Origin of the sequence: Mesorhizobium sp. B1-1-6 (assembly GCF_006443035.1) — a bacterium.
GTDB lineage: Bacteria > Pseudomonadota > Alphaproteobacteria > Rhizobiales > Rhizobiaceae > Mesorhizobium.
Genome location: NZ_VFWR01000005.1, coordinates 262,934 through 281,781 on the forward strand (window position 1 = coordinate 262,934; position 18,848 = coordinate 281,781).

The window sequence follows — 18,848 nt, forward strand, 5'->3', positions numbered from 1 at the left end:
CGAACAATCTGGCGACAAGCTCACTCGTTTTGTTTGAAGCGCGGCACGCCGAAACGGATTCATGCGAGCCGCTTAGGTCTTGTTTTGCATGTCGCTACACTTGAACCGAGGTTGCTTGGGCAACGTGCATTGGAAACGAGGTGCGCAAAAAAGGGTCGCGGCAAACCAGCATTGGGCTGGCGGCTCGCAACCGCCTCACCCCCATGCGGACAATTCAAATCAGCGGGCCTGCGTAAGCCATACGCCGCTTCCTGATATCTGGGGGAAGCGTCTTCTCGTTTTGGCGAGGGTTCTGTTCCGCCGGCGCGAATGAGCTGCCTGCCTGATCCGAAAAAAACAGCTTCCAGCGGCCCGGGCGGAACGCTACCCGGCTCTTCTGCGCCGCGGGATGGTCGACGGGCAGCTCGATCTCGACGCGCTGGCGTTCGCCGCCGATCTCGAGTTCCACCCGGCGGGTGCCGGCGACGCGGCGGCTGGCGACCACCGTGCCGGCGATGCAGCCAGAGCAGCCGCTCAGCAATTCGACGTCGTGCGGGCGGAAGTACAGCCTGGCATTGCCGCTGGCGGCGTCCGGCGCCGACAGCCCGATCGGGCGATCGGCGAGCCAGACCTCGCCATTCTCGACCTTGACGGGAAGCGAGCTCGATTCGCCGATGAAGCCATAGACGAAAGGCGAGTTCGGCCTGTCATAGATGTCGTCGGCGGTGCCGACCTGCTCGATGCGGCCCTGGCTCATCACCACGACGCGGTCGGCAAGCTCCAGCGCCTCTTCCTGGTCGTGGGTGACGAAGACGGTGGTGTGGCCGGTGGCGTCATGGATGTCGCGCAGCCAGCGGCGCAGTTCCCGGCGCACCTGCGCGTCGAGCGCGCCGAACGGCTCATCGAGCAGAAGCACTTTGGGTTCGATCGCCATGGCGCGCGCCAGCGCGACGCGCTGGCGCTGGCCGCCGGAAAGCTGCGCCGGATAGCGCTTCTCCAGGCCCGAGAGCTGGACCAGGTCGAGCAGCTCGGAGGCGCGGCGGCGGATCTCCTGCGCCGGCGGCCGCGTCGAGCCCTGCCGGACCTTGAGGCCGAAGCCGATATTGTCCGAGACCGTCATGTGCCGGAACAGCGCGTAGTGCTGGAAGACGAAGCCGACATTGCGCTCCTGGATCGATTTGTGCGAGGCGTCCTCGTCGCCGAAGAAGATCTTGCCGCGCGTCGGCCGCTCCAGCCCGGCAATCAGCCGCAGCAGCGTCGTCTTGCCCGAGCCCGACGGCCCCAGCAACGCGATCAGCTCGCCCGACTTGATGTCGAGCGACACGTCATGGAGCGCGGGAAACCGCTCGAACTCCTTGCGCACATTGGCAACGCGAACTTCCATCTAAAAAACCTTCTAGTGGCCACGCGCGGCGGCGATCTCGGCGCCGTAACGCATCTCGAGCAGTGTCTTCAGGACCAGCGTCACCAGCGCCAGGCCGGCCAGCAGCGAGGCGACGGCAAAGGCGCCGACGGCGTTGTATTCATTGTAGAGGATTTCGACATGCAGCGGCATGGTGTTGGTCAGGCCGCGTATATGGCCCGACACCACCGAGACCGCGCCGAACTCGCCCATGGCGCGCGCATTGCACAAGAGCACGCCGTAAAGCAGCCCCCATTTGACGTTGGGCAGCGTCACATACCAGAAGGCCTGCCAGCCATTGGCGCCGAGCGACAGCGCGGCCTCCTCGTCGCCATTGCCCTGTTCCTGCATCAGCGGGATCAGCTCGCGGGCCACGAAGGGGAAGGTGACGAAGATGGTGGCCAGCACAATGCCGGGCACGGCGAACAGGATGACGATGCCGTGCGCCTTCAGCCAGGCGCCGAGCAGCCCCTGGGCGCCGAACAGAAGCACGTAGACCAGGCCCGAGATGACCGGCGAGACCGAGAACGGCAGGTCGATCAGCGTGGTCAGGAAGGCCTTGCCCTTGAACTCGAACTTGGCGATCGCCCAGGCGGCCGAGATGCCGAAGACGACATTGAGCGGCACCGAGATCGCCGCCACCAGCAGCGTCAGCCGGATCGCCGAGCGCGTGTCGGGATGGGCAAGCGCTTCGGTGTAGGCGCCGACGCCCTTGGCGAAGGCTTCGTTGAAGACGATGATCAGCGGCAACAGCAGGAAGATGCCGAGGAAGGCGAAGGCGATCGCCATCAGCACGGCCTGCGCCGGACGGCTTTCGGTCACCGCCGCCGAGCGGCTGTCGTGATGCGGCTCGTAGGATTTGATCTCCGGATCAGCCATAGCGCTTGCGGCTCCATGTCTGCGCCAGGTTGACGATGAGCAGCATCAGGAACGACAGCGCCAGCATGATCGCGGCGATGGCGGTCGCCGCCGGGTAATTGTATTCCTCCAGCCGGATGACGATCAAAAGCGGCGCGATCTCGGACTTGTAGGGCAGGTTGCCGGCGATGAAGATGACCGAGCCGTATTCGCCGACGCCGCGCGCGAAGGCCAGCGCGAAACCGGTGACGATGGCCGGCGCCAGGCCCGGGAACAGCACCCGGGTGACGATCTGGAAGCGGCTGGCGCCGAGCGTGGCGGCGGCCTCCTCCACCTCCTTGTCGATCTCCTCCATGATCGGCTGCACGGTGCGCACGACGAAGGGCAGGCCGATGAAGACCAGCGCGATGACGATGCCGAGCGGGGTGTAGGCGACCTTGAGCCCAAGCGGCAGCAACAGCTTGCCGATCCAGCCATTGGGCGCGTAGAGCGTGGTCAGCGCGATGCCGGCCACCGCCGTCGGCAGCGCGAAGGGCAGGTCGACCATGGCATCGACGATGCGGCGGCCGGGAAAGCGGTAGCGCACCAGCACCCAGGCGACCAGCGTGCCGAAGACGACATTGACGGCGGCCGCGACAAAGGCGGTGCCGAAGCTGATGCGGAGCGCGTTGATGGTGCGCCGGTCGGTGGCGATCGCCCAGAAATCGGTCCAGCCGAGCGCCGCGGAGCGCCAGATCAGCCCCGACAGCGGAATGAGGATGATGAGGGTCAGGTAGGCAAGCGAGAAGCCGAGCGTCAATCCGAAACCCGGAATGACGCTCGGCTGTCGAAACCGCCAACCCGCCCGAGCGGGTGCTGTGATGGCCACTGCTGTCATGGAGTTCTGGATCGCCCCACTCTTCAAGCCAGATTGCCCTTCGCTATGACTTCAAGAGCCTTGGGCGTGCAAGTTCGTTGAAAGATACGGCGCCTACTTCCATTCGCCCAAAGGCGTGTGGATTTTCTTCCTTCGCCGTCATTCGGGCTTTCTCCAGCTCTTCTGACTACTCCTTACTGCGCAGGTCTCCAGGTCTGGTTGGATGAGCACCATCACCGAAATGATAGGGTACGCGCATTCTTCAATCGTCGAAAAATTAAGCCAGAAGTTTGCATGTCGCGACCAGCGTTGGGTCCCGAGCATCCACCGCGCGCATACCGCCCGGCAGACGGCGTTCGGCGGATCGGACGGCAGAATTTGCAGACGTCGTCGTGTGGACCAGGCGACGCCGACAATGACGAAAGCGAAGCTATGGCAGCAAGTAGTAGCGAACACAATCGCGCGCGGATCAGCCGACAGTCGGAAGTGGGACCCTTGCTCAAAAGAATAGGTTGGCCACGCCACTAAGATATCTCACGCGTTCCCGTGATGGCCTTCTACGCAATACAAAACCAACGCATCATGGAGCGCATAAATCAGATTAGAAATCCGCCTGGGGAGGAGGATATGAAAAACATCTCAAATGACCTGATGGAAATTGCCGGCCGAATTCGCCCTGCGCGGGAAGCCTTCGCGGAGGCGGACAGGAGGAGGGTCGAATCCGCTTTGGAGGCAGGACGACTTCTTTGCCAGGCCAAGGACGACTGCCTGCACCAGCAATGGATGGCTTTCCTGAGATGGGCCGATATGGATGAACAAGAGGCTCGAAAGCTGATGCAGCTTGCCCGCGCGGGACTGACATCGTGCGTCGTTTCGGAAATCGGCGGCATCGATGCGGCACTGGCCTATCTTGTGGAGGCAAGATTGCCCGAGCCGGAAGAGTGCCTGACCGTGGGCCGCGTAGGCTGGCCGGAAAAGAACACGCCCTTCGCGATTATCAAACCCAATGCCGCGCATCCCGGCTATTACGATATCGCCATTGCCGACATGTGGGCCAATCCAGCAACGGTTTTCTCATCGAGAAAGCCGCTTCGGGGGGAAAGCATGAGGCAAGCCGACGGATCGTTCTTCAACAGCCTCTGGCATATTGTCGATCGTGAATTGGATGTCCCGCATTCGCAGCGCGAGTTCCAGATGATGCCGGCGGATCTGTTCTCGCGAGATGGTGCCTTCCTCTTCGCCAAGCCTGTCTCCGCGGCTGACAGTGCGACGGAAAGCGAGGCGCACAGCTACATTCTTTGAGTGTTCGCCGGCAAATGCGACCGCGCGCAACCCGCAACAATTCCATTGCATGGACCGGAAAAACGCCCTGCCGGCCTCGGCGTGCTCTGCCTAGCGTTGTTCGTCACGGCAGAACACTCCAGCGCGCAGTCTCACCCGGACAAAGATCTATCATGCTCAGGCGAGGCTGTTCGAGGGCAATTTCCTGACTCGGCTCCCGGACGGCAAGTTGAAGCGAGAACCGAACTACCTCTAAGAGCATGGCAAAAAGACCAAACGGCCGCCGACCGGAATTTTGACGGAAAATGAACTCAAGCAATCGACGCGCCAATGAAGCGCCGTCAGCCGGCTTGCAGCCGAGCGTGGCTGCGCGCCAGATCATCTCGTCTCGTCCATTTGCAATGGCCATCAGCACTTAGCGTTGTCAAACCGCGCCAGACGACCGTCCGGGCCCATACCAGGTCTCGGAAGTGGTAATGTCTTATCCGATTGCGCACTCCATTTTCTTCGCCGCTGCTGGCTTAATCGCGTCAGTTGTCATCATCAGAGTGGCGGTTACATGCGCATCGCGATTGTTGGTTCGGGTTACGTGGGTCTTGTATCGGGCGCTTGCCTGGCTGATTTCGGCCATCAAGTCGTCTGCGTCGATAAGGCGGAGGCCAAGATTGCCGATCTCCAGGCCGGAAGAATGCCGATCTATGAGCCAGGTCTCGACGACCTCGTCGACAAGAATTCCGCGAGCGGCCAGCTCACCTTCACCAGCACGCTTACAGCGGCAGTCGCCGATGCGGACGTGGTGTTCATTGCCGTCGGGACGCCTTCGAGGCGAGGCGACGGCCATGCCGATCTGTCCTATGTCTACGAAGCGGCCCGGGAAATCGCGGCCGCTGTTCACGGGTTCACCGTGGTGGCAATCAAATCCACGGTGCCGGTGGGCACGGGGGATGAGGTCGAACGGATCATTCGCCAATGCAATCCCCTAGCCGATGTGGCCGTCGTCTCCAACCCGGAATTCCTGCGCGAAGGAGCCGCGATCGACGACTTCAAACGACCAGACCGGATCGTTATCGGCCTCCCGTCGGACGAGCGTGGCCGGGAGGTGATGGCGGAGGTGTATCGGCCGCTCTATCTCAACCAGGCACCCATCCTGTTTACCGGCCGCCGCACGTCCGAGCTGATCAAATATGCGGCCAACGCCTTCCTGGCGCTCAAGATCACGTTCATCAACGAGATCGCGGATCTCTGCGAGAGCGTGGGCGCGAATGTGCGCGAGGTAGCGCGGGGCATCGGGCTCGACAATCGCATCGGCTCAAAGTTCCTGCACGCCGGCCCGGGCTATGGAGGATCCTGTTTTCCAAAAGACACGCTGGCTTTGGTCAAGACGGCGCAGGACAGCGGCGCGCCATTGCGCCTGATCGAAACGACGGTTGCCGTGAACGACCAGCGAAAACGCACCATGGCGCGCAAGATCGTATTTGCCTGCGGCGGAGATGTCCGCGCAAAGACAGTGGCCTTGCTGGGTCTTACCTTCAAACCCAACACCGATGACGTCCGTGAAGCGCCTTCCCTCTCGATCATCCAGGCCTTGATCGATTTTGGAGCAAATGTCCGAGTGTATGACCCCGAAGGCATGGAACAGGCGAAAATCGTGCTCGGCACAAGCGTAAGCTATGCCGAAGGCGCCTATGAATGCGCCGAGGGCGCCGACGCGCTGGTCATCGTGACCGAGTGGAATCAGTTCCGCGCCCTGGATTTTGAACGACTGTCCCGCACGATGTCGAAACGGGTGGTGGTCGACCTGCGCAACATTTACCGGCGGGAAGACATCTCCAAGCACGGCTTCGAGTACGTGAATATCGGTGAGGGAGCGGTCGGAGACAAGGCAGTTTTCGCCGCGGCCGCGGAATGAGGTATCTGGTCACCGGCACCGCAGGATTCATCGGTTTTCACCTGGCGCGCCGGCTGCTCGACGACGGTCATCGCGTCACCGGCTTCGACGGCATGACGCCATACTATGACATCGTCCTGAAGCAGTCCCGACACGCCCTGCTTGAAAGATACGACGCCTTTCGCGCCCATATCGGCCAACTGGAAGACCTGGATGCCCTTCGCCGCGCCGCGGACTCCGCCCGGCCCGACGTGATCGTGCATCTGGCCGCGCAGGCCGGTGTCCGCTACTCAATCGACAATCCGCGAAGTTACACGGACAGCAATCTCGTCGGCTCGTTCAACGTCCTTGAGCTTGCGCGTGATCTCAAGCCCCGGCATTTGCTCCTTGCGTCCACGAGCTCGGCCTATGGAGCGAACGACAAGATGCCATTCGTCGAAACCGACAAGGCTGATTGGCCGTTAACCTTCTATGCGGCCACGAAGAAGGCGATGGAGGCGATGGCGCACTCCTATTCACATATCTTCGGAACGCCGACCACATGTTTCCGCTTCTTCACCGTATATGGCCCCTGGGGCCGGCCCGACATGGCGCTCTTCAAATTTGTCGACGCGATCGAGAACGGCCGTCCGATCGAAGTGTATGGCGAAGGCCTGATGAAGCGCGATTTCACTTATATCGATGATCTCGTCGAAGCCATCGTCCGACTCGTCGAATGCACGCCTGCGACAGGTCGCGCGGCGTCCGCTCCCGGCGTCGTCGACACGCTGTCACCCGTCGCGCCGTGGCGTGTCGTCAACATAGGCGGCGGCGAGCCTGTCGGGCTGTTGCCTTTCATCAAGACGATCGAGAACTGCCTGGGCAAACGCGCCATCCGCAAGATGTTGCCGATGCAGGCTGGCGACATGCGGGCAACCTATGCCGACCCCCGCCTGCTGGAGACCCTTACGGGCTTTCGCCCTTGCACCAGCGTCGAGGACGGGGTGACCGCCTTCGTACGCTGGTATCTGGAAGAACGGCCGTCGCGGCCGACAATCGCCGCCTGAAGCGCGCAGACCTGTGCTCCGTGCACGCGCCTAGGTCCTTGGCGCGACACAGGTTGGTCATGCCGAGGCCAGCTTGGCATGTATCCTGGGCCTTTCGCCATGCCAGGATGTCACCTCAATGGCGGCTCCGTCTCCACAAAGCACTGTAAAGCCGCTGTCGGTATGAGTTTGGACCTGGCCGGTCAGCCCGATATGGCGCCCAGGCGGGGCAAACATGCGCGCCTTGTCGATCACGATCTTGGCACCGGCAGTGAAAGTGAAGGCGCCCGGATAGGGATCGCCGATGGCGCGGACGAAACGAAGGACATTCTCGGCAGCATCGCTCCAGTCGATTATTCCGTCATCGGCCGTGCGCTTTGCGCAATAGCTGGCAAGGGATTCGTCCTGCGCGACGCCCACGGCCTTGTCACGACTTATCGCCGAAACGACAAGCGGCGTCATCTCGAACAGTGCCTGCTTGTGCTTGTCGTAGAGCGAGCGCGCGGTCTCGTCCGGTGCCACGGCAAAAAGCTTCTGGAGGACGATAGGGCCACTGTCGACACCCTCGTCGAGCCGGAAGAAAGTCGAGCCCGTCTCCTTTTCATTCGCAATGATCGTCCAGGGGATCACCGCCCTGCCCCGAAAACGCGGTAACGGCGCCGGGTGAAAGCCGATCGAGCCATATCGGGCGACCGAGCGAAATTCGCCGCGGCAGATTTGCGACCAGCCGACCACCATCGTCAAATCGGGCCGCTCGGCTTCGAGCCTGTCGATCGTGTCGGGCGCATTGATGTCCTTGGTCAGGTGGACCGCGGCCCCGGCCAGACGTGCCGGCCCCGCCAGATCGACGAAATCGGAATGGCGTTTGGAAGCTTCGCCCGCAAGGGTGACAAGCAGCGAAGGCGTCATGCCAGCTTCGACAAGGGCATCGAATGCGACCCGAGATCCCTCCACCGCACCGACAAAGGCTATGCGCATGAATTCAGGGCTCCAACTCACCGGCGTGAGCGATAGATGGACACAGATCTCTTCTATTGTCTGCTTCGTTTCTGCGCCCAAGTCCTCCTTTAGAGGTAAACGGCAGCCGGCGATGCATCCCTATGTGCAACTCGTCCCTTCAAAGAAAGCTGGGTATTTAGGGGTTGCGACAGCGGGATTGGAATACGCGATGGACAGCTTCGCCGGCTTGGCATTCCTGGATCGCAGCGCCACTACAGTCGGGAAGGGCGGATCTGATCTGCTACGCATGGCGATCCTGCTTTCTGGACGCCGACGCATTTGTGCTTTCGTCCCGCTACGAAGATTGCGCGGTACCACTCAAGGCCATGGCCGGCAGCCCGCCCATCGCGTCCTTCGACTGCGACGTCATACATGCTGCGCTACGATCCCCAAGGACTGAAGACCTGTCACCATGCTGACGACCACCCGTCTGACATTGCATAAGATCGACGCCCGGATCAGGATGACCTGGGCTGCGTCGGGCGCAGACGCGTTTCTTGTCTCCTATCCCGAATCCGGAGCAACCCAGCTTAGACATATCCTTTCGGAATACTTTCGTCGCCACGCCAACGGCGAAAATGTCCATCTTTCGCCAATGTTCGAGGTTCTTCCGGATTTCGATCTCGATCCGACGAGGGGCATCCCGGCTTTTCGTTACACAGATGAGCGCCATCGTGTGCCGCTCGTCCTGGTTTCGCACCTCACCTATAGACGCTCGCTTTTTCTCAACCGACCCATCATCTTCATGACTCGAGATCCGCGCGACGTAATCGTGTCAGCTTATTTCGATGCCACACGTCACAAACGCTGCTTCGAAGGCACCATGGACGCGTTCATTGCCGATCGCGAACAAGGCCTGCCGGCTCTGATAGTATATCTGAATGATTGGGGTAGAGGTCTAAAGCATCACGTAAGTGCAGTATTGGGCTATGGGGAACTGACGGAGGACCCTATGGGTGCCTGCACGCGTATCCTGAGATTTCTCGGCCACACACCGTCCGTGCGCGCGCTTCAGGATTCTATCGACGCCTCGCGTTTCGATGTAATGCGTGAGCATGAGATGGCGGGCGGCCTAGCGGCCCACGATGGCGAAAGCCAGCATGCGCGTCCCGGCAAGGTCGGCGGCTTTTCCGATCATCTTAGTGATGCGCAAGCCGAACTCATTGAGCAGACCTGCATCGACTGGCTAACTCCAGCCGCGATCGAACTGCTTGCCCGTGGCGGAACGCGGCTCGCATGCGGCTGGTATGAACTTCGCCGCCAATTCATGGATGAACACGGCCAAGGCGAGACGATCAAGAGAGATCTTCCTGTCGTCGAATCCCTTTCCACCAATCCATGCAGCAACTTGGCGGAGATCGCCGAGAAGTATGGAAATAATCCATCGACGTCCTGACGTTAAGAGGGGAGTAAATGCGACTTGCGATTGTGCAGGCGGGCCTGGGTGCAGGAGGGACGGAGCGCGTCGTCAGTCTGCTTGCCGCAGATCGATGCAGGCGCGGAGATGAAGTCCATCTATTTGCTTTCGTGGGAGAGCAAGACAAGAGCTATTTTGCCCTGCACCCGAAGGTCACCGTCCACAGACTTGTAGAGGATGGAGCTTCGCGGCTTTCGAAACTCGGATTTGTCCGCAGCTTGCGGCGCGTGGTCGTGTTGCGCGCGGAATTCAAGCAGCTTCAGCCCACTCTGATCGTTTCATTTCTAACAAAGATTAATATTCTTTGCCTGCTGGCGGCGAAAAATCTTGGCATCCGGGTTATTATCTCGGAAAGAAACAATCCCAAAGCACAGAAAAAACACGCCGCTTGGCGGCTCGTTTCTGGCATCATACTTCGACAGGCGGATCGGCTCGTCATGCAGACTGATGCGATTGTCAAGACGCTTCCGGATACGCTCAGAAAAAAAGCCCACGTTATCGGAAATCCTTGCGAGGTCATCGGAAATCCGTGCGAGGCGACCGATGCCTACAAAGACCATGGCAATGAGATGTTTCGCCTGGTCGCCGTCGGACGCCTGGTGGAACAGAAAGGCTTCGACACGCTGATAAAGGCGTTTGCTAAAGTCGCCAGCGAATTTCCGGCATGGGCGTTGACAATCTTCGGCGAGGGACCTGATCGGGTTCTTCTTCAACGTCAGATCGATGCGTTGGATTTGGAGGACAGGGTAAAGCTTGCCGGCATTACCGAGCGTCCGGGCGAATGGGCGCGCGACGCCTCCCTCTTTGTCCTGCCGTCACGCTACGAAGGCTTTCCCAACGTGCTGATCGAGGCGATGGCGGCAGGCCTGCCCGTCGTCGCAACGGACTGCGATTTCGGTCCATCCGAAATCATCGAACCAGGCGTTTCGGGTCTGCTGGTACCAGTCGACGATGTTGCCGAGTTGGCATCCGCGATGGCATGCCTGATGCGAAATAATGCTCTTCGCCACAAAATGGGTAGATCGGCCCGGAAAACGATCGATCGGTTCTCAATGCAGCAGATTGCGGAAAAATGGGACTCCGCTTTGACGAAATTCTGAAAATGAAGGCAATCGATCACGAACTCAGTTATTCAGGTTCGCGATCTACGAATGAAAAATATCCAATGCCGGACAAGAACACCTCGAGCGTTTTCAAATCTGGCGCACATATCCTGATGTTCATCCGGAGAATGATCTTTGATAGGCGCACTTTACAGCCAATGTAACTAAAAGCGGCGACCTGTCGCGCGAAGGCAATGCCCGCACATCGTCCCTGATTGGGATCGGTCTCAAGACACAAGGCTAGATGTAGACTTTCGAGATTGTGTCCCGTGGCGTGGCCTGGCTTTTGACCACTACGAAGCCTTGCGGTTGGCCAGAGGACGTATCAGCGAGCCGCGGCAGGCATGCTGATGAAAGGAGCATCGCTCATGAAACGCACGTTCGACCTGCTCGGTGCCGCCTGCCTTCTGCTGCTGATGTCGCCCTTCATCGCGGTGCTTTCAATAGCAGTCGCGCTGCTTCTTGGGCGGCCTGTTTTTTTCCGCCAGGAACGTCCCGGCCTGCACGGGAAACCATTCAAGATAATCAAGTTCAGAACGATGACCGATCGTCGGGATCGTCACGGCCGGCTGCTTCCCGATGCTGACAGGCTGACTGGCTTCGGCAGCTTTCTGCGCGCAAGCAGCCTTGATGAGTTGCCCGAATTGATCAACGTATTGCGGGGTGAGATGAGCCTCGTCGGGCCTCGTCCACTCTTGATGGAGTATCTCCCCCGCTATAGCCCTGAGCAGGCGCGTCGTCACCAAGTCATTCCCGGCATCACAGGTTTGGCGCAGGTGAACGGCCGCAACGCACTTGATTGGGAGAACCGCTTCGTCCTGGACGTCTGGTATGTCGATCACCGGACCTTCGCACTTGACCTGAAAATTCTCTGCCTGACCTTTTACAAGATCTTCACCCGAGAGGGGATCAGCGCCGCGGGACACGCCACCATGCCCGAGTTCATGGGCTCGCAGGTTTTGCAATCGGGCGGGCCGTTGAGGACGTCTGGATCGCGCCTGCCACGGTTGGCCGCAAGGGTTGCAGCCATCGGTATTCTGCTAGAACTTGGGACTGCCGCTTTCGTTTTTGTTGTCGATCCATATGGGATCAACCATCATCTGGAGATTCCTGATTTCAATGCCGAAAAGACACATCGCCTTTCGATCGGTACGACAGCCGAGCGCTCACTACGTCTATGGCTCACCGACTACGACACTTTGATCCTCGGCGGCTCGCGGGCGCGCGTCGGGCTTGATCCCGCCGGACCGAGCCTAGCTAGGCTGAAGGCCTACAATGCCGCGGTTCCGCATGCGAGCATGGTCGAACTCTATGACATTGGCATGTTCGCCCTGGCTCACGGCGCACCCCGCCGGATGATCGTCAATCTCGATTTCTCCATGTTTGAGGCGGACCGAACGGAAACCCAAGATTTTCCGGAGTCCGGCTTTGCCGGGGTTCCAATGCCTATCGTTTATGCGCGGTCCCTGTTCTCCCCCGAAAGCTTTATCGACGCTTTGCGGACGGTGCACGCCAACAGCATTGGATTTCGGGAGACCGACAAGGAAGACGGTTTTCACCAGATCATGTTGGCACATAATTACAGCTACAGACAGGTGTCCGACCAGAGGCTGAATCGGTTGATGGCGGAGTTTTCGTCTCCCGGCAGCTTCGATTATGACATCACCAGAATCGGCCTGTTGCATGACCTGCTGGATCGTCTCACCGCCGCTGGAGTAGACGTCACGCTCTTCATTTCGCCGATACATGCTCGTCAGATGGAAGCACTCAGGGCCATGGGGCTACTCCCAGTTTACGACCGCTGGCGTGTGGATCTGACGTATACCGTAAGTCAGGTCAACGCATCCAAGACAGCCACGTCTGAAGTGAAACTGTGGGATTTTAGCGGCTATAACTCCGTTACAATGGAAGACATTCCGGATCCGGGCGATCGTCATCAGACGATGCGGTGGTACTGGAGCTCTGCGCGTTACACTCCGGCCTTGGGAGAGTTGATGCTGGATCGCATGCTCGGCCAAGCCTATTCGGGCCCGTCGGATTTCGGCATATCTCTTACCGGATCCAACCTTAGATCAATCCTCGACCAACAGCGAAAGAGGCGCACCATATATGTCGTGCTTCATCCCGAGGAGATTAATAGGATATGGAGCCGTTTGCTTTTATTTAAATTTACAAAGCCAAATATCTAGGCAATTTTCTCTTTATTAGTTCGGTATGTCTTATAGTTCTACTTTTTTGTTCCGCATATATTTAGCGACAAACGGCCATGAAGCTGCTACCGCTAATGGGGTAGGCCATCGGTCGTAGCGGCGATCAGGTCCTAGCTTATTGGGGTTGCGACAGGACCAAACTTGGTCGTGGCGGCTTTCTGGTTTCTGCCGATGATGGATGTCATCGGCAGAAACAATCCCGGAGAACGACCAAGGGACGCGTACTGCCGATCAAGAATGAGCGGGGCGACTTTGGCTACGGTTGCGATGATCGGAAGACTGGCTCGACGGGTGCTGCAAGCTGCCAGGCGCAAGAGTGCGGGCCGCACGCGCCTGGCCAATATCGCACACCTTCTGACCGGCAATTTTCTTGGCTCATTGCTGGCGCTTGTAGCCTTTACGCTTTCAGCACGAGCGCTTGGCGTGACGAACTATGGTGAGCTTGCATTGATCATCGCGTTCACAAGGGTCGTCGAGCGCGTTGTCAGCTTCCAATCGTGGCAGCCAATTATCAAATACGCAGCCGGCATGAACGCATCCGAGGGCCACGAGAATTTGCGCGTCCTCATGAAGTTCGGCCTGCTTATCGATGTCGGCGCCGCTGTCAGCGCCTGGGTCGTCGCCATTGGCGCGGCCCTTCTCATAGCGCCGGTTTTCGGTTGGTCGACGCAAATCGTGCATCTTCTTGTTCTCTACTCCAGCGTTCTGCTATTTCAGATTTCCGGCGTCCCCGTGGCTGTCCAACGCATGGCCGGCAACTTCCGCCTCCTCGCCTATGGGCAGCTGCTCAACGCCGTTCTGCGCGTATTGCTGTGTCTGCTCGGCGTGCTGCTCAATGGCGATCTCGCTTACTTCACGGCCGTTTGGGCCGGAACGCAGATCCTCGGCTCCCTGGCGCTCCTGACGCTGACCATGCGCGCGCTACACAGGCAGGGTGTCCACAATGTCCTGGGCGCGCCTTTGGCCGGCATCACACGCCGCTTCCCTGGCATCTGGAATTTCGCGTGGTCGTCGAACATCTCACTCACCTTGCGCGCGAGCGCGCAAGAGCTCGATACGCTGCTGGTCGGATGGCTAGCCGACCCGGCCTCGGCTGGCTTGTACCAGATCGCCAAGCGCATAGGCCGCGTCGGCCAGCAAGTAGGCCCGCAGGTGCAAAACGTTCTCTATCCCGATGTCGCCCGCCTTTGGGCAAAAGGCAGCATCGAGGAATTCAAGCGGGTGATCTTTCAGACCGAAGCCATGCTGCTCTGCTTTGGCGTCATTTGCGTCCTGGTCGTGGCGGTGCTCATCCGGCCGCTGCTCGCCTGGACCGCGGGACCGGAGTTCATAGGCGCAGCCAGCCTCGTCATCGTGCAGATGGTGGCGGTCACGTTCGTGCTTTCGGGCTCAGCCGCCCGCTCGGCGCTGCTTGCCATGGGCCGGCAACGTGAGGTGTTGCGCATTGTTGTCGTTGCCACAGCCGCCTTCCACGTGACGGCCCTCCTGCTCATCCCGCGGATCGGCGCGATGGGGGGCAATATTGCCCATATCGTCCTGGGCATTCTGTGGGCCTTCGGCCTGGCGCTTTCGTTGCGACAGGCGCTCAAGACCGCCCATCATCCCGACCGGCAAACCCCGCCGGCGGACGCTCTCAACCAAGCAAGTCTTGCCCCTTCAAAGGCGATCTAGATGTCTCTTGCACCTCAAGCTCTTGCGCCTCAAGCCCAGGCACCTCAAGCCCTGGTCACTTTGCCTGCAGCGCAGCGGCGCTCGCCTTCCTCTCCTTCGTGGCTCACACATCTGCAACGACTCGAGGCTGAATCAATCCATATCATTCGCGAGGTCGTCGCCGAACTGCGCAACCCGGTGATGTTGTATTCGGTGGGCAAGGACTCGGCCGTAATGCTCCATCTCGCGATGAAGGCCTTCTATCCGTCGCAACTGCCGTTCCCCCTTCTCCACATCGACACGACGTGGAAATTCAAAGAAATGATCCGTTTCCGCGACGAGACTGTCGCGCGGCTTGGCCTGAAGCTGCTGGTGCGTCGCAACGAGGCCGGCCTGGCCGAAGGGATCACGCCATTTACACATGGCTCGTCGACCTACACGCAGATCATGAAGACGGAGGCGCTGAAATCGGCACTGACCTCGCTCGGCTTCGACGCCGCTTTCGGCGGCGCGCGGCGCGACGAGGAAAAGAGCCGCGCGAAAGAACGGGTGTTTTCGCTGCGCAGCGATAGCCATGGCTGGGATCCAAAGAACCAGCGCCCGGAACTATGGAACCTCTACAACGGCCGGCTGAAACTAGGGGAGTCCGTCCGGGTCTTTCCTCTCTCGAACTGGACCGAAACCGACATATGGCAGTACATCATGAGGGAGAACATCCCCATCGTCTCGCTGTATTTCGCGGCCAAACGCCCCGTGGTGGAGCGCGACGGACAGTTGATCATGGTGGACGACGATCGTCTGCCGCTCCGCCCAGGCGAATCCCCCGAAATGCGCTCGGTACGCTTCCGCACGCTTGGCTGCTATCCCCTCACCGCGGCCACTGAAAGCACTGCCGCGTCTGTTCCCGAAGTGCTCCAGGAAATGCTTGTCGTGAGGACCTCCGAGCGATCAGGTCGGCTGATCGACCATGACGAGGCAACCTCGATGGAAAAGAAAAAGCGCGAGGGGTACTTCTGATGCTGGGTTTTGCTCAAACCGCGGAACTCGAATCTTCTTCGATAGACGAGATCACTTCGCAATATCTTGCTGTCCACGAGAAGAAGAGCCTGCTGCGATTTTTGACATGCGGCAGCGTGGACGACGGCAAGTCGACGCTGATCGGCAGGCTGCTCTACGACACGAAGCTGCTGATGGAAGACCAGCTTGCCACACTTACCCGCGATTCCCAACGCCACGGCACAACCGGCGGCGATCTCGACTTCGCCCTTCTGGTCGACGGTCTGGCCAGCGAGCGCGAACAGGGCATTACGATCGACGTGGCCTATCGTTTCTTCGCCACGGAACGGCGCAAATTCATAGTCGCCGACACGCCCGGCCATGAGCAATACACCCGCAACATGGCTACTGGCGCATCCAATGCCGACCTGGCGATCATTCTTGTCGATGCGCGGCAGGGCATTCTGACCCAGACACGCCGACATTCCTTCATCGTTTCGCTGCTCGGAATCCGGCATGTCGTCCTTGCGGTCAACAAAATCGACCTGGTCGATTATTCGCAAACGGTATTCGACGAGATCGAGGCGACCTATCGAAGCTTCGCGGAACCGCTTGGCTTCGCGTCTCTGGATGCCATCCCGCTGTCGGCGCGTTATGGCGACAATGTTCTTTCGAAAGGCGAGAACCTGCCCTGGTATCGGGGCCCGACGCTCATCGAGCATCTGGAAACCGTCGAGGTGGAACGAGACCGCCGTAGCGCGCCTTTCCGGATGCCGGTGCAATGGGTCAATCGCCCGAACCTCGACTTTCGCGGGTTTGCCGGCACCATCGCCGCCGGCGTGATCCGGCCGGGAGACCGTGTGGTCGTGGCACGATCCGGCGTGACGAGCCTGGTCAAGCGCATCGTCACCCAGGACGGAGACCTGTCGGAGGCAGCGGCCGGCGAGGCTGTCACGCTGACGCTCGAAGACGAGATCGACGTTTCTCGCGGCGACGTCCTGGCGGGGGCGGCGGAGCGCCCGGAAGTGTCAGACCAGTTTGCGGCCCATCTGCTCTGGATGCACGAGGATCCATTGATCCCCGGCCGCCCGTATCTGATCAAGCTCGCCACCAGCGTGGTGGGTGCGAGCGTTACGCAGATAAAACACCGGGTTGACATCAATAATTTTGCAAAACTGGCAGCAAAAACCCTCGAGAAGAACGACGTCGGCTTCGTCAACTTGACGACACAGGCACCGCTCGCCTTCGACCCGTTCTCCAACGTGCACGAAACCGGCGCGTTCATCGTCATCGACCGGATCAACAACCACACGGTCGGTGCCGGAATGATCGACTTCAGTCTGCGCAGGGCGAACAACGTCCATTGGCAAGCACTGGATGTCGACATGAATGCGCGGGCGATCGCCAAAGGTCAAAAGCCCGTGGTGCTGTGGTTCACAGGCCTGTCGGGCTCCGGAAAGTCGACGATCGCGAATCTCGTGGAGAAGCGCCTCCATGCGATCGGCAGGCACACCTACCTTCTGGACGGCGACAATGTTCGCCATGGCTTGAATCGAGATCTCGGCTTTACCGACGCGGATCGCGTGGAGAACATTCGTCGCGTCGCCGAGGCCGCCAAGCTGATGGTCGACGCGGGGCTGATAGCGCTCACTTCATTCATTTCGCCATTCCAGGCGGAGCGGCGGATGGCGCGCGACCTCTTCGGCCCAGGGCAGTTTATCGAGATCTTCATCGACACACCACTGGAGGTCGCTGAAAGCCGCGACCCGAAGGGCCTTTATCGACGCGCCCGAAATGGGTTGATCCAGAATTTCACGGGCATCGGCAGTCCCTATGAGCGCCCGGAAGCGCCACAGATCACGGTTACGCCGGATCTGAGCGCCGAGGAGGCCGCGGAAGTGATCGTCAGCTACCTCGAACGAGGCAGCTACCTCGGAACCGCGACCGGGTAACAGGCGATGGTTGGAGGAGCTAGCCAAGGGCCGATACGAGTTTGCTTTCCATTTATCGGTGATGATGTCGGTGGAAGCCACATCTCGGCGCTCAAGCTCATCCAGAACCTCGATACATCGAAGGTCGTTCCGATTCTGGTGCTTCAGGAAACGGCCGGGCCTCTGGCGGCCTTTCTGCAAATGGAGGGCCAGCCCTTCACGGGTTTTCCGCTGCCGACGACTTCGCCTGGAAAGGGAATAATCCCCGGCGATGTCATGACCTATCTGACCAGTACGCTTCCGCGCATGCGGCGTTTCATCAAGGAGCAGAAGTTCGATATCGTTCACACCAATGACGGCAGGACGCATGTGAATTGGGGCATTGCGGCGAGGCTGGCAGGTGCTCGGCTGGTTTGGCATCATCGCGGCGACCCCGACGCCAAGGGCGCTAACGTGCTTGCGCCGCTCATCGCGCATCGCATGGTGACGGTGTCGCGATTTTCGCGACCGCGGCATCCGATCAGATCCCTCAAGGGACGGCTCAGCGTCATCCATAGTCCCTTCGACCATCCGTCGACTGTGCCTGACAGGATCGCGGCCAAGGCCGCACTTCTGGACGAGCTAGGCCTTGCACCAGGAACACGCGTCCTGAGCTTCATCGGCGGGCTGATCGAACGAAAGCGGCCGCTCCTCTTCATCGATATCCTTGATCGTTTCGTGCGGGAGCATCCGCAAATCCCGGTCGTCGGCTGCGTGTTCGGGAATTCACCCGCGGGCTCGCAAGATCTTGAAGCGGCCGCCCGCGTGCGCTGCGCCGAGCGCGGGCTCGGCCAAACGGTGCGCTTCATGGGTTTTCGCAACCCGATCGAACCTTTCCTCGCGGCAACGGATGTTCTGGTGGTTCCCGCCATGGGAGAGCCCTTCGGCCGAACCCTTATCGAGGCGATGTTTCTTGGGACGCCGGTGGTTGCAACCGATCATGGCGGCAATCCGGAAGCTATCGAGAACGGGCGGACCGGATTTCTGGTCACACCGGAAGACGCCGGGGCCTTCATGGAGCCGCTATCGCGGTTGCTGTCCAATCCGCCGCTCTGGGCCCGGATCAGCGATGCAGCCCGCGACCACGCCTTCTTCTCCTACAGCACGCACCGCCATGTCGAAAATGTCATGAAGATCTATGACAGGGCGCTTTGCTCCCGCAAAGCCGGCTTGGCGACCGACCTAACCAGCGAAATCGGCGGTTAAAGGATTTT

General features: G+C 59.9%; 14 protein-coding genes. 10 read left to right on the top strand and 4 right to left on the bottom strand.

Annotated elements, in window-relative coordinates:
- Positions 1 to 214: 214 nt before the first annotated feature.
- Genes FJ979_RS12640 through cysT form a run of 3 tightly spaced genes read right to left on the bottom strand, consistent with a single transcriptional unit; the run spans position 215 to position 3,116 of the window.
- Positions 215 to 1,363 carry a sulfate/molybdate ABC transporter ATP-binding protein gene (locus FJ979_RS12640; RefSeq protein WP_140581280.1) on the bottom strand — a complete coding sequence of 383 codons (1,149 nt, stop codon included), beginning with the start codon at positions 1,361 to 1,363 and terminating at the stop codon, positions 215 to 217.
- A 12-nt stretch (positions 1,364 to 1,375) separates the two neighbouring features.
- On the bottom strand, positions 1,376 to 2,260 hold the full coding sequence (cysW, locus tag FJ979_RS12645; protein WP_140552357.1) for a sulfate ABC transporter permease subunit CysW: 885 nt from the start codon (positions 2,258 to 2,260) through the stop codon (positions 1,376 to 1,378).
- Positions 2,253 to 3,116 carry a sulfate ABC transporter permease subunit CysT gene (gene cysT / locus FJ979_RS12650; RefSeq protein ID WP_140581282.1) on the bottom strand — a complete coding sequence of 288 codons (864 nt, stop codon included), beginning with the start codon at positions 3,114 to 3,116 and terminating at the stop codon, positions 2,253 to 2,255. The genes cysW and cysT overlap by 8 nt, the downstream gene beginning before the upstream one ends.
- Positions 3,117 to 3,722: 606 nt before the next feature.
- Between cysT and FJ979_RS12655 the strand changes: the two genes are divergently transcribed.
- The 3 genes from FJ979_RS12655 to FJ979_RS12665 all read left to right on the top strand — a co-directional run bounded on the left by FJ979_RS12655 (position 3,723) and on the right by FJ979_RS12665 (position 7,310).
- The gene (locus FJ979_RS12655; RefSeq protein ID WP_140498426.1) at positions 3,723 to 4,397 is read left to right on the top strand and encodes a hypothetical protein; all 675 of its coding nucleotides are present in this window, start codon (positions 3,723 to 3,725) and stop codon (positions 4,395 to 4,397) included.
- Between the two features lie 538 nt (positions 4,398 to 4,935).
- Entirely contained in the window at positions 4,936 to 6,285 is a 1,350-nt protein-coding gene (locus FJ979_RS12660) for a UDP-glucose/GDP-mannose dehydrogenase family protein (protein WP_140581349.1), read from the top strand.
- Positions 6,282 to 7,310 (top strand): NAD-dependent epimerase/dehydratase family protein, encoded by a 1,029-nt coding sequence (locus tag FJ979_RS12665; RefSeq protein WP_140581285.1) that lies wholly within the window; start codon positions 6,282 to 6,284, stop codon positions 7,308 to 7,310. Before FJ979_RS12660 ends, FJ979_RS12665 begins: the two co-directional genes overlap by 4 nt.
- 57 nt (positions 7,311 to 7,367) lie before the next feature.
- Here the strand turns inward: FJ979_RS12665 and FJ979_RS12670 are convergent, their stop codons facing one another.
- Positions 7,368 to 8,267 carry a formyltransferase family protein gene (locus tag FJ979_RS12670; protein ID WP_140498428.1) on the bottom strand — a complete coding sequence of 300 codons (900 nt, stop codon included), beginning with the start codon at positions 8,265 to 8,267 and terminating at the stop codon, positions 7,368 to 7,370.
- A 433-nt stretch (positions 8,268 to 8,700) separates the two neighbouring features.
- Between FJ979_RS12670 and FJ979_RS12675 the strand changes: the two genes are divergently transcribed.
- From FJ979_RS12675 to FJ979_RS12705, 7 genes are all read left to right on the top strand, one after another.
- Positions 8,701 to 9,684, top strand: coding sequence for a sulfotransferase domain-containing protein (locus FJ979_RS12675; protein WP_140513529.1), 984 nt, complete (start codon positions 8,701 to 8,703; stop codon positions 9,682 to 9,684).
- Between the two features lie 17 nt (positions 9,685 to 9,701).
- Entirely contained in the window at positions 9,702 to 10,805 is a 1,104-nt protein-coding gene (locus tag FJ979_RS12680) for a glycosyltransferase family 4 protein (protein WP_140525323.1), read from the top strand.
- 371 nt (positions 10,806 to 11,176) lie between these two features.
- Positions 11,177 to 12,997 carry a sugar transferase gene (locus FJ979_RS33445; RefSeq protein ID WP_140513525.1) on the top strand — a complete coding sequence of 607 codons (1,821 nt, stop codon included), beginning with the start codon at positions 11,177 to 11,179 and terminating at the stop codon, positions 12,995 to 12,997.
- A gap of 288 nt (positions 12,998 to 13,285) precedes the next feature.
- Positions 13,286 to 14,689, top strand: a complete 1,404-nt coding sequence (locus FJ979_RS12690) for a lipopolysaccharide biosynthesis protein (protein ID WP_224519136.1) — start codon at positions 13,286 to 13,288, stop codon at positions 14,687 to 14,689.
- On the top strand, positions 14,690 to 15,685 hold the full coding sequence (gene cysD / locus FJ979_RS12695) for a sulfate adenylyltransferase subunit CysD (protein ID WP_224519137.1): 996 nt from the start codon (positions 14,690 to 14,692) through the stop codon (positions 15,683 to 15,685).
- Complete coding sequence (gene cysN, locus FJ979_RS12700; protein ID WP_140513523.1) at positions 15,685 to 17,616, top strand: sulfate adenylyltransferase subunit CysN; 1,932 nt, start codon at positions 15,685 to 15,687, stop codon at positions 17,614 to 17,616. The genes cysD and cysN overlap by 1 nt, the downstream gene beginning before the upstream one ends.
- A gap of 6 nt (positions 17,617 to 17,622) precedes the next feature.
- Positions 17,623 to 18,840, top strand: coding sequence for a glycosyltransferase family 4 protein (locus FJ979_RS12705; protein ID WP_140498434.1), 1,218 nt, complete (start codon positions 17,623 to 17,625; stop codon positions 18,838 to 18,840).
- The last annotated feature ends 8 nt before the right edge of the window (positions 18,841 to 18,848 follow it).

Coding starts and splice junctions, on each gene's coding strand:
- FJ979_RS12675 (WP_140513529.1), top strand. CDS start 8,701: ATGCTGACGACCACCCGTCTGACATTGCATAAGATCGACGCCCGGATC.
- FJ979_RS12660 (WP_140581349.1), top strand. CDS start 4,936: ATGCGCATCGCGATTGTTGGTTCGGGTTACGTGGGTCTTGTATCGGGC.
- FJ979_RS12680 (WP_140525323.1), top strand. CDS start 9,702: ATGCGACTTGCGATTGTGCAGGCGGGCCTGGGTGCAGGAGGGACGGAG.
- cysW (WP_140552357.1), bottom strand. CDS start 2,260: ATGGCTGATCCGGAGATCAAATCCTACGAGCCGCATCACGACAGCCGC.
- FJ979_RS12690 (WP_224519136.1), top strand. CDS start 13,286: ATGATCGGAAGACTGGCTCGACGGGTGCTGCAAGCTGCCAGGCGCAAG.
- cysN (WP_140513523.1), top strand. CDS start 15,685: ATGCTGGGTTTTGCTCAAACCGCGGAACTCGAATCTTCTTCGATAGAC.
- FJ979_RS12665 (WP_140581285.1), top strand. CDS start 6,282: ATGAGGTATCTGGTCACCGGCACCGCAGGATTCATCGGTTTTCACCTG.
- FJ979_RS12655 (WP_140498426.1), top strand. CDS start 3,723: ATGAAAAACATCTCAAATGACCTGATGGAAATTGCCGGCCGAATTCGC.
- cysD (WP_224519137.1), top strand. CDS start 14,690: ATGTCTCTTGCACCTCAAGCTCTTGCGCCTCAAGCCCAGGCACCTCAA.
- FJ979_RS12670 (WP_140498428.1), bottom strand. CDS start 8,267: ATGCGCATAGCCTTTGTCGGTGCGGTGGAGGGATCTCGGGTCGCATTC.
- FJ979_RS33445 (WP_140513525.1), top strand. CDS start 11,177: ATGAAACGCACGTTCGACCTGCTCGGTGCCGCCTGCCTTCTGCTGCTG.
- FJ979_RS12640 (WP_140581280.1), bottom strand. CDS start 1,363: ATGGAAGTTCGCGTTGCCAATGTGCGCAAGGAGTTCGAGCGGTTTCCC.
- FJ979_RS12705 (WP_140498434.1), top strand. CDS start 17,623: ATGGTTGGAGGAGCTAGCCAAGGGCCGATACGAGTTTGCTTTCCATTT.
- cysT (WP_140581282.1), bottom strand. CDS start 3,116: ATGACAGCAGTGGCCATCACAGCACCCGCTCGGGCGGGTTGGCGGTTT.